Here is a 15,325-nt window from a genome sequence, read left to right as displayed (position 1 = left end):
AAAAGCGCCTTTTTAAAAGCGCTTTTTTATTGGACTAAAATTCAATACTATAAATTATATATAACTCTTAGTGTTAAAAATCTTGGTTGTATGTAGTACTGACTTGTACTTACAGAAAATGTTCCGTTGCTTGTTTGGTTTCTTGTAGCTGTATCTAACAAGTTTGTTGCTTTAAGCTCGTATTCCCATTTACTATCATTTGTTTTACGATACGCTAAAGAAGCATTCCATAAATCAAAAGAGTTTATAGTTTCATCTTCATTTCTTAAATTACTGTATGTATAGTCTGTCTTAAAAGTTAATTTTTTGAAGATTAATGCATCAAATTCAAAAGTTGGTGCATTGGTATAAAACTTTGTTCTTGTATTACCTTGATCGCTATCTTGTATGCTGTAACGGTAGCTAACTTCAAAATTAGGTGCTTCTAAAAAGTTAGAACGTATACTTGCTGTATAAGTTTGATTATAATTTTCGTTAACCGAAACAATATCGTTAATTAACTGGTTAAATTTTGTGTATGCAAAACTACCTCTTACACTACCTTGAAGCTTACCAAATCGTCTTTGAAAACGTCCGCTTGCTGTAAAAGATTCGTCTTCAAAACCTGAATTAAAAGGCGTACTACTTCTAATTACAGAACCGTCTTGAAACACCGATCTTGTCCTAATATTATCAATACTTTTTGTGTAATTTAAAAAGGCAAACACGTTAGTGTAATTAAACATATTAAAGCTGAAATAACTTAAATTTAAGTTATGTGACAATGCACTTTCTAGATCTGGATTACCAATAAAAGTCGAATTGTAATTATTTAAAACTAATCCTCTAGCAAACTGATTAACATCTGTAAATTGGGTTTGCATTCTATAATTAAAACTTAAATTTTCTGATTGTTTAAGCTGAACACGAACATTTAAATCTGGTAATAATCTGAAAAATTTATCTTTAGTTTCCTCACCAAATTGCGTATTAATTGCGCTATAAGCATGAGCAGAAACACCTGGACTAATGGTAAACTTACCTGTTTTCCAGCGGTAATGTAATCCTAAATACACATCGCTAAAGGTGTAATCTGTATCATTTACATCGGTTATACCTGCAATTGGAGTTGTATCTAACTCGCTTCCGTTATCTAACACTTGAAAGATATTAGAATTAAACTGTTGCTTGCTGTAAATTGTCCCGATAGTAAAATTAATATCGCTCTTCTTATTAAGAATGTTCCAGTAATCTAATTTGGCATCTAATTGGTTAGATTTTACACGCTTCTCTTGATTTACATCGTATAAATTTTGATCTGTATTTAAGCCTAAAGCAAATGCAGTATTATCAAAAGCATCATTATCTGCATCTGCATTGTTTGTTGGATCGTTCTCTAAAACGGCTTTGAAAAAAGGATCTTCATCTTGAATTAAATGCTGCGCAGATAACGCAAAAATATTATTCTCGTCATGCGTGTAGTAGTAGTTTAAATTCTGATTGATACTGTATGGATTTGAATTTTGGTTTTCGTCAATGCCACCAACTACAGAAGATAATACTACTTGATCTTGAGACTCTTTAGATGTACGTCCAACAATATCATAATCTAGTTGATTATTAGTGTTAGGTTTGTATTTAGCACTTAATTTAATCATTCCTAAATCACTTTTTTGATGTGTATTTGTCTCTGTTTGTTCATTAGGAATATTTAAACTTTGATCTGTATAAATTACATTTTGGTTTTCTTGTAAGTCTATACGGCTGCTAGAAAAAATACCAAAACCACTTAAATCTAAAGTCTTTTTAGGTGAAAAACTGAAGTTAGCAGCACCAAACTTTGTATTAATATCTTTAGCTTGGTTGTTTTGTAGTTGAAGGAAACTCAAATTATTATTTCCTAAACTTATATTTGTACCACTTTGCTGGCTTGGCATTTGGAAACCACCAGAAAAGTTAAAGATGTCACGACGTGTTAAAGCCAACTCACCAACATTATTTAAATCACCAATAAAGTTGATGCTTTTTTCTGGACTGTAATAGAACAATTTAGGTTGTGCTAGGTATAAAGTTTTGTTTGGAGAGTCACCAATACCGCCTGTAATGGTACCAAACCAGAAGTTTTTCTTTCCTTCTTTTAACTTAATATTTATGGCAATATTATCTTGATTATTAGTTACACCGCTAAGTTGACCAACTTCAGAATAGTTTTTTAAAACCTGCACTTTATCTACTGCATTCGCAGGAATATTTTTAGTTGCTAATTTAGAATCGCCATCAAAAAAGTCTTTACCATCTACCATAACTTTTCCAACAGCTTTACCTTCTACTTCAATTTCACCTTCATCATTAACCTCAACACCTGGAAGCTTTTCTAAAACGTCACCAAGTTTTCTTTCGGTTCCGTTTTTAAAAGAATCTGCGTTATAAACTATGGTATCGCCACTAATGGTTACAGGCATTTCATAGGTTAATTCAACTTCATCTAAGCTATCATCAAAAGACATTGTAAAGTCTTTTTCTACATTTGCTTCTTTAGTTTCTACTGTTTCAGATAAAGATTGCATACCGATATAACTAACAGTAATTGTATAGGTAGAATTTTCTTCTAAATTTAACTTAAAACGACCTTTATCGTTGGTAATCCCATAAGAATCTAAATTTTTTGTTGCTTGGTTTATAGCTACTACGTTGGCTAACTCTAAACCAACACCTGTACTATCTTTTACTACACCTTGAAATGTAACCTGTGCAAAAGATGTACTTGCTAGTAAAAATACTAGTAGTTTTATTATATTTTTCATATTGTAAGTTGGTAAGTACTTGGTTAGTTTCTTCTACCGCCACGTCTTGCTCTAAACATGGCACGCATTTCTTCCATTTTCTTTTTAACTATTTCTTGATACTCTTCTCTACCAACTTCTTTACCTTTAGTTGGTTTTTTGATTTCCTTTTTATTTTCAGGATTTAAAGTTATTTTAGTACAAAGTATAGTTGTTCTTCCAGAGTTTATTTCTAAAATCAATCCTGGTAATCCCCAATATTCTCCAGGTCCAGCGCTTACTGGTATTTGCATAGTGTACCATGCTGTAATCTCTATTTCTTCAGGGATTTCTATATCATCAAATGGATCTTTAAATTCTTCTTTTTTTGTGCTATCTTTTTGTACTTCTGCATCTTCTTTCTCGTCATCTTTTTTCTTGTCTTCATCTCTATCTCTACGACGCATATTTGTCCAATCTGCAGCATCTACCTTTTTTACAGCTGTTGCTTTAAAACACATGTATTGACCAATTTGTTTGGTTTCGCCTGTCATTTTCCATTCGTATTTTGGTAAACTATCGTTAATTAAAAACTGCTTACCAAAAAACTCTTGATCTTGTAAATACTCGTTTGTTTTTACATTTTTATAAACTGGACCACTGCTTCCCATTCCGCCCATCATACGCATTCCTCCTTGTGCTGGCGACTCTAAAGCTTCGTCTTCTTTATACATCGATTCTGTTTTGTTAAACGTAAGTATAAAGGTTTTTTCTAGCATAGATTTCATACGCTCCATAATCATTTTCTTACGTTCTGGACTAAGCTCTCTGCCTCCAAAGTTATCTAAATCTACTGTCGTTTTTGACATGTAAACTGCTTCTCCTTGAAAATCGTTTTGGGCATGTAAACCAAAAGCAATCAACATAATAAATATTGATGCATAGGTTTTTAAGGTAGTTCTTAAATTCATTTTAAAAATTTTAAGTATTAAATTTTAATCTTTTATTAGACTTTGAAATTAACCAATAGTTTAATTGTTAAATGTTAATTATTTACTAATAAAAAATTAGTAGCAAAATTGCTGATTTTGTTACAAATATGGTTTGAAATTTGTACATTGTATCTTAATGAAACAGCTTTTAATTTTACTTGCTTTTGTTAGCTCTTCTTGTTTTGCTCAAGAAGAAATCACTACTACTCTTATTGAAAAAAAGTCTCTAAAAGCAGATTGGCTAGTTGGCATAGATAATTTTGAAGCAACTTACTTTATTAAAAACAACACCTTTAAAAAAGCGACTAGCAAAGACACTTTAAACTATAGTAACTTTCAGTTAGGTCAAATTACTAGTGCTAACGCTTTTAACTCTTTAAAGATTAATTTGTTTTATTCGGACTTTAATACGGTTATTATTCTTGACAACCGTCTAGCTGAAGTAGCAAAAATTGATTTTAATTCTGCTGAAAATTATAAAAACATCACCCATATCACTACTGGTTTTGATAATACTATTTGGATTTACAATCAAGACTTTCAGTATTTAGAATTATTTGATTTTCAAACTAAAAAAACACGATACAAAACTATACCTGTAAGCTCTAAAGTTTTAGACCTTACTAGTAATTATAACTACTGTTGGTTACTAACAGATAATTTTTTATACTGCTATAACTACTTTGGTAGCTTAGTTTATAAAATACCAAACACTGGTTTTACAAAACTTCAAGCCACTAAAGAAAATTTAATCATAAAAACCAATGATGGGTTAATCTATTACAACTCAAAAGACCAAACACAAAAAGAAATCAAAACTTCAAATATGTTAATAAAACAGTTTTTTGTAACCAATCAAATCCTGTATATTTACACCCTTAATTTTTTATCTAAATTTCAACTTAAAACCGACTAATTATGCACGTTGCTGTAGCAGGAAATATAGGCGCAGGTAAAACTACGCTAACCAAATTATTAGCTAAACACTTTAACTGGGAAGCTCAATTAGAAGATGTTGTAGACAACCCATATTTAGACGATTTTTATAACCAAATGGAACGTTGGAGTTTTAACCTACAAGTTTATTTTTTAAATAGTCGTTTTAGACAAGTCACCCAAATAAACGAAAGTGGTAAAGACATTATACAAGACCGTACCATTTACGAAGATGCACATATTTTTGCACCTAACCTTCATGCTATGGGACTAATGACAAATCGTGATTATGAAAATTACAAATCACTTTTTGATCTTATGCAATCTTTTGTACCAGGTCCAGACTTATTGATATATTTACGTAGTTCTATTCAAAATTTAGTAGCTCAAATCCACAAAAGAGGTCGTGATTATGAAAACTCTATAAGCATCGATTATTTAAGCCGACTTAATGAGCGTTACGAAGCTTGGATACATAATTATGACAAAGGAAACTTATTAATAATTGACGTAGATAATTTAGATTTTGTAGCAAATCCTGAAGACTTAGGTAATATCATTAATAAAATAGACGCGCAAATTAACGGATTATTTTAGATTTTTTTTGGCGTTACCCTAAAGGGTCAGGCTTTACGTTACAAATCCTCGCTCATGCTTCGCTGTGGGTTTTTCACTTCAATCCTTAACGCGGGTTTACTTAATAATACCTAAACCTTTAGCATGCGCAATAGCTTCTTTGCTGTTGTCTACTAACATAACAGGAATACTGTAATCTGCCAATAGCTTTTTAACACGCTGCATTTTCTGTTTATGTAATACACTACGTAAATAAACAACTTTAATACGGTTAGGAAAACTATTGACTAACTCTAAATAAATATCTGGATCATGCTCACTACTATCTCCAATTAATACAAAAGGTAGATTAGGATAGGTATTTAAAATATTAGTAATTTCTAGTTGTTTTTGAGGCTTGCAAGTAGATGTTTTCTTTTTAAAAATAGTTCTAAAACTACGAAGCAATATTGGTCCTTTAGGAAAGTTGTTAGTTTTTAAAAAAAACTCTAAATATCTGTATAAATTCCATGGACTATGACTTACATAAAATATAGGATTAGCCTTTTTACCAGTTGTACCACGATGTAAAAGATGATAAAACTCTGCTGCTCCTTCTAAAGGCATTCTACTTTGTACATGTTTTAAAAAGGTATTAAAAATAACACGCCATTTTAAAAATGAAGCTACTCCGGTATGAATAATCGTATCATCAATGTCACTTATTACACCAAAATCTGCATCTTTAGCAGGTATTAACATTTCACCTTTAAAACGGTTTTCTTTTTGAATGGTACGTTTTATGTTAGGTTCATCGTAAGAAAGCTCAAAATTTAACCAGCCTTCTTCATTAACTAGATGTTTTAAATCTTCATTACTAACATCTATTTTATAGTATCCATCTTTATCGGTTTTTGTATAATAAACCCTGTTGTCTGGTAAGGTTATTTTTAGTTTGGTGTTTTTAATTTCGTCGGTTTCAAAACGCTTCCAAGTATTAAGGATAAGATTCCACAAGCTTTTTTCTTCTAAATTAATAGTTTCGTCTTCTAAAGCGCGACCACGTATATAGAAATGGTTTTGTGTACCATAACTTAAAAATGAAATTATTTGTAACGGATCTTTTTTAAACCAGCTCATATTAGATTCAAATATAACACAAAAAAAACCTGCTAAAAACAATAGCAGGTCTTTAATTTTATAATACTTAAAGTATTAAGCTTGAGGTAAGTTTTTAATCTCTTCTTTTGTAACTTCTATTTGCTTATTCACTTTTTTGTTATTGCTGTCTTTAGCATTTTCTAAAGCATTAATTTTTGCATTAACTTCTTCTTCTGTTCCTGTAAAAACGTGCTTTTTCACAAAAGATTCTCCGTTACTAACTGTTGTTGATGTTACGTTTGCAGTTACAGTTCCGTCATTATTTTTTTCCATAATAACTTTAACTTTCACCTCTTTTTGATTACTTGCCACATTATTATTTACTGTAACCTCAACATCTTTATTCATTGCCATACCTTCTTCAACATCGTGATTTCCTAGGATTGGAGCTATTACTAATCCTACTAGACAGGTTAACTTAATTAAAATATTCATAGATGGTCCTGATGTATCTTTAAATGGATCTCCGACAGTATCTCCAGTAACTGCTGCTTTATGCGCTTCACTACCTTTATACTCCATTTTTCCATCTATTTCAACACCTGCTTCAAAAGATTTTTTAGCATTGTCCCATGCACCACCAGCATTGTTCTGGAAAATTGCCCACATAACACCAGACACACAAACACCAGCCATATAACCTCCTAATGCTTCTGCCTTAAAAATTAATCCGATAATTATTGGTGTTATTATCGTTATTAATCCTGGTAAAATCATTTCTTTTAATGCTGCTTTAGTAGAAATATCTACACATTTTGCATATTCTGGCGTACCAGTTCCTTCCATAATCCCCGGAATTTCTTTAAACTGACGACGCACTTCTTGTACCATTTCCATTGCTGCTTTACCTACAGATTGCATAGCTAATGCAGAGAAAATTACAGGAATCATACCTCCAACAAATAACATGGCTAACACATCTGCCTTAAAAATGTTAATACCATCAATACCTGTAAAAGTTACATAAGCAGCAAATAGCGCTAACGCTGTTAAGGCTGCAGATGCTATTGCAAAACCTTTACCTACTGCTGCAGTTGTGTTACCAACCGAATCTAAAATATCTGTACGTTCTCTTACGTGTGGCTCAAGCTCGCTCATTTCTGCTACTCCACCAGCATTATCTGCTATTGGTCCAAACGCATCTATTGCTAACTGCATTGCTGTTGTTGCCATCATTGCAGAAGCTGCTAATGCAACACCATAAAATCCTGCTAATGCATACGACCCATAAATTGCTGCTGCAAATAAAATTACAGATAAGAAAGTAGATTTCATTCCTACCGCTAAACCTGCAATAATATTTGTTGCCGCTCCTGTAGAACTATTTTTTACGATATCTAAAACTGGTTTTTTACCTAAACTTGTGTAATGTGCTGTTACCATAGAGATTAATGCGCCTACTGCTAATCCAATCATAGCTGCATAAAAGACATGTCTTGACGGAATAGCTTTTACACCTTCCCCAAAGAAGCTCATTTGTATTGTTTCTGGTAACATCCAACGAATTAAGAACCAACTTGCAGCAAGTGTAATACCTATCGAAACCCAGTTTCCTACATCTAGTGCTTTTTGAACTTGAGACTCTTTAGCTTCATTTGAAGAAATTCTAACTAAAAACGTCCCTATAATTGAAGCCAAAATACCAACACCAGCTATGACTATTGGTAGCAAGATTGGTCCCATACCGTTAAAAGATTCTAACACAGTACCAGCATCTGCCATATCTTTTATGATATAGTTACCTAATACCATTGCTGCTAAAACTGTTGCGACGTAGCTACCAAATAAATCTGCGCCCATACCGGCAACATCACCAACATTATCTCCTACGTTATCTGCAATTGTTGCTGGATTACGCGGATCGTCTTCTGGTATACCTGCTTCTACTTTTCCAACTAAATCGGCACCAACATCTGCAGCTTTAGTATAGATACCACCACCAACACGAGCAAAAAGTGCGATAGATTCTGCTCCTAAAGAAAAACCAGCTAAGGTTTCTAAAACGATAGTCATATTTTTATAAAAAGAACCTTCATTACCCATAAATTGTCCTAAGAACAATAAGAATAACAAACTAAGCCCTAAAACTGCTAAACTAGCAACTCCTAATCCCATTACTGTTCCACCACCAAAAGACACTTTTAACGCTTGTGGTAAACTTGTTTTTGCAGCTTCGGCAGTACGTGCGTTAGCGTCTGTAGCAATTCTCATTCCTATATTTCCTGCTAAAGCAGAAAAAACAGCTCCGATAATAAATGCAGGAATAATCATCCAACTAGTTGTTGATACAACTTGAGATATTCCAAATAATGCAATTGAAGCAATGACTACAAATATTGCTAATAATCTGTATTCTGCATTTAGAAATGCTAAAGCTCCTTCTTTTATAGCTTTAGAGATACCTTGCATTTTCTCGTTCCCAGCAGCTTGTTTTTTTACCCAAGCCATTTTAACGAACATAAAAACAAGTCCGAGAATTGCCAATGCTATTGGCAAATAAATCATGTTTGATTCCATATTTATTTTGATTTGTTAGTGTTAATTATCGTAAATGTAACAAAATGGAATCTAATACAAAAACCCTTACAATCAATATGTAAGGGTTTTGAATATTTAAAATGTTTATAAAATCTCCGTTTTTAGCGGGTATAATTTTATTAACTTAGATTAAGAAATCGCCGTTTGCTTTATGCTCGCTGTTTTCGTATCTATCTACGCATTTGCTTACAATTTCGTAAGCTTCTTTTGCATCTCCCCAACTTCCAACATCTACTTTCTTTTTTTCTAAATCTTTGTAAACTTGGAAGAAATGAGTAATCTCATCTAAACGGTGAGGATTAATATCTGATATATCATTTTTAGAATTCCAAATTGGATCAGATACTGGCACGCAAACTATTTTTTCGTCTGGACCTTTTTCATCAGCCATATGGAATACTCCGATTGGTTTTACCTCTACAACACACATAGGAAACGTAGGCTCATGCCCTAAAATTAAAACGTCTAACGGGTCACCATCTAAGGCTAATGTTTGTGGTATAAATCCGTAATCTCCTGGATACATCATCGAAGAGAATAGCATACGGTCAAAACGTATTTTTTTTAAATCAAAATCATATTCATATTTGTTTCTGCTTCCTTTAGGAATTTCTACTAAAGCATCAAATGTTGTTTCTCCTTTTGGGCTCATCTTAATTATTTTATACGCTAATAGCGTTATTTATTTATTAACTATCTAAAAATAAGGGATGCAAAAGTAAGTGATTATTTAGGTTTAGGCAAGAGAAAATAGTTTGACTTTGGAAAATTGATATAGTAACTTACCTATAGCGCATTCTTTTTTAAAAATAAAAACCAAAACTACCGGTTACTCCAAACTTTCTAGCATCTGGGTATAAAACAGGATCTGTATAATTACCTCTAAAATTAAAATCTATTCTAAAGACTTTAAAAATGTTTCCTACACCAAAACTATACTCATAGTAAGGTTTTCTGTTTGGAGCTTCATAAATTAATCCTGAAGCGTTAATATTTCTGTTGTCTTGAGATATATTACCAATAACACCTCTTGCTCCTAGAATAGCTCTTAAATTATATTTTTTTAAGAATGGAATACGCGAAAATAATCTTCCGTTAAAGTTATGTTCTATATGAAGTGTTGCATATTCATCGGTAACAAACTCATAAAAATCAAGGTTTGAAAAAGTATTATATATTGAAAAATAACTTTGGTTACCTGGTACAACACTTAACAAACCTAAAGGAACTTCTCCAAAAGTCTTACCTGCTTCTACGGTTGTGTACAGTCTACCAAAACCACCAATAGCCCAAGGTTGCGTATATGAAAATTGAACTTTAGTATAATCAAAATCACTATTTAAAATACTTTGATCGCCTATAGAAATCTGCGCAAAAAGCCTTGCAAAATCATCGTTTTTTGTTCTTCGTTCTACACCAAAACCTGTCATTTCTCTTTTTGGAAAGTAAGATAATGAGATTGCGGTTTCGTATTGTTTTACTTCAGATTTTGTTGTTGTTTGAGTTGCGTCTGTATAATAATCTAAACTAAAGGTTTTTGAAGCAGACTCTAAGGTTCGATAACTTCCACTTAAGCGAGTTACAAAGTTTCTTAATGGCTCTGCTTCTATTGCTAGAGTACTTAGGTTAATATTGGTTAATTTATCGTTTATTCCTGTTCCAACAACGGATGAACTTGCCAAACTTCGTCCTAAAACATCTGTGCTATTAGTTAGACTTGCACCAATTTGTTCTACATCACGACGGTTTCCTCCAGAAATTATCAATCTGCTTTTTTTATCTAATAGCCATTTTCCTGAAATACCATATTTAAACTTATTGTCTCTAAAACCGTACGCTGTAAATCCTTCTATACGCCATAAATCATTTTGCCCAAAATAAGTACGTCCGCCAGCTCTTAATCTAACACCTTCAACTTCATTATAACCAAAGGTTGAAAATATAGGTCCGTAGTCTAAATTTAAATCATCAAACTCTATATAACCAGATGCTAAAATGCTTCCTAAGTTGTAAAGTCTTTTAAATTTTTTAGTCTTTTTTAAAGAATCTAACATGACGTAAACACCTTTTTCGTCTTTACTTAAGGACTCCATGCGGTTTTTATCCCAAAAAGTATCATCTTGATTATAGATATCTTCATCAAAGCTATAAACTTTTTGCTTGTAAAATTTAGGATCTTTTTCTTTATCAAACTTGTAATTATCGTAAAGTGTTGTGCGTTTTCCGTAAATTCCTCTAGATTTTTCCTTTTTATTAAAAGCAAAATCTGACATAAAATAATCTCTTTTTATTAAAAAGACTGAATCGTTTAACACTTCAAAATCTTGCTCTATATAAATTTCTTTCACCCAATTTATATTGGCGCTTTTAGAGGCTTGCATATTGATGTTTTTTAATGCAAATGTGGTATCTGCTACCCAAAAATCGCCTTTAAAAGTAAGTTCGTTTTTACGTCTAGGATAATAAATAATATTATAACACCATTTGTTATCAATATATGCACTATCTGAAAGGACGTAATTATACGTTTGTATTCCGGTACGAGAGATTGGACTAACAAAGCTTTTATCAAAAAACTTTAAATAGTTATCATACACATCATAGTCTGAATACAAATCGTCTACAAAATCAATAATCACTTGGTTATTGCTAAATCCTGAGTTTTTATTTCCTTTTAAAATTTCTCGTTTTTCATTAATTACATTATCACCATAAACCTCACTAGCAGCTTCGTTAATAAACATTGGTAAATACGTTTTACCTGTAACTTTAGAAGTATCTACTTGATCAAATACAAACTCCATACCTTTAAACAACTTACTATCTATTAGCGAACTATCTATGGTGTTAAGGTCAAATTCTACCTTTTCGTATTTATCATATTGGTATTGTTTGTACTGCTTAAGTCCATTACTACGTTTATTTGCCCATATTTTTCTTAAAATATCAATTGCAGGATTGTTCTTTTTAGGTTGTTTTCCTGAAACAATAACCACTTCATCTAATGCAGCAGCTTCTTCTTGAAGCGTCACCTTTAACTGATAAGTTACTCTTTTTTTAAGTTGAATTTCTTGAGTTTCAAAACCAATAAAAGATATTTTTAATACGTCCCAATTGTTTTCATCTTCAATATAAAATGTACCTTCTTCATTAGTTATTACTCCTATTGAAGAACCTTTAAAAATTACATTTGCAAAAGGCACCGGATTATTTGATGCGTCAAAAACTTGACCACTAACTTTGGTTTGTGCTAACGCAGAAATGATGCTAAAAAGAAAAAAAAGGGCAGAAAGAAGTCTATTCATTAATTTTGGTTTATAAACAAAAAAACTTCATCAACAATCGTGCTAATGAAGTTTAGATATAACGAAAATAATATTTTTTTATTTGTACATCACTTTTTTAACAGCCTTTATCACATCGTTATGGTTTGGTAACCACTCTTCTAACAATACTGGACTATATGGTGCAGGCGTATCTGCTGTGTTTATTTTTACAATTGGCGCATCCAAGTAATCAAATGCTTCACTTTGTACAAGGTAAGTAATTTCAGTCGCTACGTTACCAAATGGCCAAGCTTCTTCTAAAACTACCAAACGGTTAGTCTTCTTTACAGACTCTAAAATAGCTTTTCTATCCATTGGTCTAACTGTACGAAGATCTATAATTTCTACAGAGATTCCTTCTTTTTCAAGTTCGTCTGCAGCTTTATAAGCTTCTTTTATAATTTTACCAAAAGAAACGATAGTTACATCTGTACCTTCACGCTTAATATCTGCCACACCTAATGGTATAGTGTATTCTCCTTCTGGCACTTCACCTTTATCACCATACATTTGTTCAGATTCCATAAAAATCACTGGATCATCATCACGTATTGCAGATTTTAATAAACCTTTTGCATCATATGGGTTAGAAGGCACTACCACTTTTAAACCTGGTGTATTAGCAAACCAGCTTTCAAAAGCTTGACTATGTGTAGCTGCTAATTGTCCTGCAGAAGCTGTTGGACCTCTAAAAACAATTGGACATTTAAATTGTCCACCAGACATTTGTCTAATTTTTGCAGCGTTATTTATAATTTGGTCAATACCAACTAAAGAGAAGTTAAAGGTCATATATTCTACGATTGGTCTATTACCAGTCATGGTAGATCCAATAGCTACACCAGCAAAACCAAGCTCTGCAATTGGTGTATCAATAACACGTTTTGGACCAAACTCGTCCAACATACCTTTAGATGCTTTGTAAGCACCATTATATTCTGCTACTTCTTCACCCATAAGGTAGATGCTTTCGTCACGACGCATTTCTTCGCTCATGGCTTCAGCAATAGCTTCTCTAAACTGTATTGTTTTCATTAAAATATCTATTTGAATTGCAAAAATAAGAATTAATAAAAAACTTACAGTAAAAGAATTCTTTAAAATTTATTATGCACGCATAGTAAATTTTAAAAATAATTCCATATCTTCGTAACCACAACATTTTAGAGTGTTTTTTGCTTTAAAATTTTATAAAAAATTGCTGATTAACCCATGTTACTATAACGATTTAGTAGGTCTAAAGGCATAAATTTAAAAACTAAATAAATTAAAAAATATGAAAATTTTAGTGTGTATTAGTCACGTACCAGACACTACTTCAAAAATTAATTTTACAGATGGTGATACAAAGTTTGACACAAATGGTGTTCAATTTGTAATTAATCCAAATGACGAATTTGGTTTAACAAGAGCAATGTGGTTTAAAGAAAAACAAGGTGCTTCTGTAGACGTTGTTAATGTTGGAGGACCAGAAACTGAGCCTACATTAAGAAAAGCATTAGCTATAGGTGCAGATACTGCTATTAGAGTAAATGCAGAAGCTAAAGACGGCTATCAAGTTGCTAAAGAGTTAGCTAAAGTTGTAAAAGATGGCGGTTACGATTTAGTAATTGCAGGTAGAGAGTCTATTGATTATAACGGTGCAATGGTACCTGGTATGTTAGCAGAAATGGTTGACGCTAACTTTGTTACTAACTGCATTAGTCTTGAGGTAGATGGCACAAACGCTAAAGCTGTTAGAGAGATTGATGGTGGTAAAGAAAGTGTTTCTACTACATTACCTTTAGTAATCGGAGGACAAAAAGGTTTGGTTGAAGAGAGCGACTTACGTATACCAAATATGAGAGGTATCATGATGGCTAGAAAAAAGCCTTTAAATGTAGTTGAGCCTAACGGTGCAAGTACAGAAACTGGAACTGTAAAATTTGAAAAACCAGCTCCAAAAGGTGAAGTAACTTTAGTTGCTCCTGATAACTTAGACGAATTAGTTAACCTATTACACAACGAAGCTAAAGTAATCTAATCGTTAGATTACGAAAATTAGTTTCAGAATTTAAAAAATATAAACATGTCAATTTTAGTATATACAGAATCAGAAAACGGAACTTTTAAAAAAGCTGCTTTTGAGGTTGCATCTTACGCTAAAGCGGTTGCAGACCAAATGGGCACTAGCGTTACTGCTGTTGCAGTTAATGTAAATGACACTTCAGAGTTAGGTAAATACGGTGTAGACAAAGTACTTAATGTATCTAACGATGGTTTAGCAAAGTTTAATGCAAAATCTTATGCTTCAGTTTTATCTCAAGCTGCAAAGCAAGAAGGATCTAAAGTAGTTGTACTTAGTCAAAGCGCAGACAGCAAATATTTAGCTCCATTATTATCTGTTTCATTAGATGCTGGCTATGCGTCAAATGTTGTAGCAGCGCCAACATCTACATCTCCTTTTACAGTAAAACGTACAGCTTTTACTAACAAAGCATTTAACTTTACTACTATAGATACAGATATAAAAATTGTTGGTGTATCAAACAACTCTTTTGGTTTAGTAGAAAACAGTGCAAGTGCTTCTTCTGAAGATTTTTCTCCGGAAATTACTTCGTCTGGAGTTACTGTAGAGTCTGTAGATAAGGTAACAGACAAAGTAACTATTGCAGACGCAGAAATTGTAGTATCTGCTGGTCGTGGCTTAAAAGGTCCAGAAAACTGGGGAATGGTTGAAGAATTAGCAGACGTTTTAGGTGCAGCAACAGCATGCTCTAAACCAGTTTCTGACTTAGGCTGGAGACCACATAGCGAACACGTTGGACAAACAGGAAAACCTGTTGCTTCTAACCTTTACATTGCTATTGGTATTAGTGGTGCCATCCAACACTTAGCTGGTATTAACGCCTCTAAAGTAAAAGTAGTAATCAACACAGATCCAGAAGCACCTTTCTTTAAAGCTGCAGATTATGGTGTTGTTGGTGACGCTTTTGAAGTCGTACCTCAACTTATAGAAAAATTAAAAGCTTTTAAAGCAGCAAACGCTTAATTTTTTATAACTTTAAGTCTGATATAACAAGGACTGTTTAAATTT

General features: G+C 32.5%; 11 protein-coding genes. 4 read left to right on the top strand and 7 right to left on the bottom strand.

Going from position 1 to position 15,325, the window contains the following annotated elements:
- Positions 1–47: 47 nt before the first annotated feature.
- Together H574_RS0110385 and H574_RS0110380 are read right to left on the bottom strand one after the other, a co-directional pair.
- A complete protein-coding gene (locus H574_RS0110385) occupies positions 48–2,783 on the bottom strand; it encodes a TonB-dependent receptor (protein WP_027880517.1) in 2,736 nt (911 codons plus the stop codon).
- A 23-nt stretch (positions 2,784–2,806) separates the two neighbouring features.
- Positions 2,807–3,712: a GLPGLI family protein gene (locus H574_RS0110380; protein WP_081653204.1), complete on the bottom strand. Its 906-nt coding sequence runs from the start codon at positions 3,710–3,712 to the stop codon at positions 2,807–2,809.
- A gap of 157 nt (positions 3,713–3,869) precedes the next feature.
- On the opposite strand from H574_RS0110380, the gene H574_RS0110375 reads away from it, so the two are divergent.
- Both H574_RS0110375 and H574_RS0110370 read left to right on the top strand, forming a co-directional pair.
- A complete protein-coding gene (locus H574_RS0110375; RefSeq protein ID WP_027880515.1) occupies positions 3,870–4,649 on the top strand; it encodes a hypothetical protein in 780 nt (259 codons plus the stop codon).
- A 2-nt stretch (positions 4,650–4,651) separates the two neighbouring features.
- Positions 4,652–5,266 (top strand): deoxynucleoside kinase, encoded by a 615-nt coding sequence (locus H574_RS0110370; protein ID WP_027880514.1) that lies wholly within the window; start codon positions 4,652–4,654, stop codon positions 5,264–5,266.
- Positions 5,267–5,362: 96 nt separating this feature from the next.
- Here the strand turns inward: H574_RS0110370 and H574_RS0110365 are convergent, their stop codons facing one another.
- The 5 genes from H574_RS0110365 to H574_RS0110345 all read right to left on the bottom strand — a co-directional run bounded on the left by H574_RS0110365 (position 5,363) and on the right by H574_RS0110345 (position 13,284).
- The gene (locus H574_RS0110365) at positions 5,363–6,364 is read right to left on the bottom strand and encodes an App1 family protein (protein WP_027880513.1); all 1,002 of its coding nucleotides are present in this window, start codon (positions 6,362–6,364) and stop codon (positions 5,363–5,365) included.
- A 75-nt stretch (positions 6,365–6,439) separates the two neighbouring features.
- Complete coding sequence (locus H574_RS0110360) at positions 6,440–8,902, bottom strand: sodium-translocating pyrophosphatase (protein ID WP_027880512.1); 2,463 nt, start codon at positions 8,900–8,902, stop codon at positions 6,440–6,442.
- 145 nt (positions 8,903–9,047) lie between these two features.
- The gene (locus H574_RS0110355) at positions 9,048–9,575 is read right to left on the bottom strand and encodes an inorganic diphosphatase (RefSeq protein WP_027880511.1); all 528 of its coding nucleotides are present in this window, start codon (positions 9,573–9,575) and stop codon (positions 9,048–9,050) included.
- A 151-nt stretch (positions 9,576–9,726) separates the two neighbouring features.
- Positions 9,727–12,228, bottom strand: coding sequence for a DUF5686 family protein (locus tag H574_RS0110350; RefSeq protein WP_027880510.1), 2,502 nt, complete (start codon positions 12,226–12,228; stop codon positions 9,727–9,729).
- Between the two features lie 78 nt (positions 12,229–12,306).
- A complete protein-coding gene (locus H574_RS0110345) occupies positions 12,307–13,284 on the bottom strand; it encodes a pyruvate dehydrogenase complex E1 component subunit beta (RefSeq protein ID WP_027880509.1) in 978 nt (325 codons plus the stop codon).
- 241 nt (positions 13,285–13,525) lie between these two features.
- Here H574_RS0110345 and H574_RS0110340 point away from each other — a divergent pair, with 241 nt between their 5' ends.
- Both H574_RS0110340 and H574_RS0110335 read left to right on the top strand, forming a co-directional pair.
- Positions 13,526–14,272, top strand: a complete 747-nt coding sequence (locus tag H574_RS0110340; protein WP_027880508.1) for an electron transfer flavoprotein subunit beta/FixA family protein — start codon at positions 13,526–13,528, stop codon at positions 14,270–14,272.
- A gap of 45 nt (positions 14,273–14,317) precedes the next feature.
- Positions 14,318–15,280, top strand: a complete 963-nt coding sequence (locus H574_RS0110335; protein ID WP_027880507.1) for an electron transfer flavoprotein subunit alpha/FixB family protein — start codon at positions 14,318–14,320, stop codon at positions 15,278–15,280.
- Positions 15,281–15,325 lie beyond the last annotated feature (45 nt).

Origin of the sequence: Mesoflavibacter zeaxanthinifaciens DSM 18436, assembly GCF_000422365.1 — a bacterium.
Classification (GTDB): domain Bacteria; phylum Bacteroidota; class Bacteroidia; order Flavobacteriales; family Flavobacteriaceae; genus Mesoflavibacter; species Mesoflavibacter zeaxanthinifaciens.
This window is presented reverse-complemented; position numbering and strand designations above follow the sequence as displayed.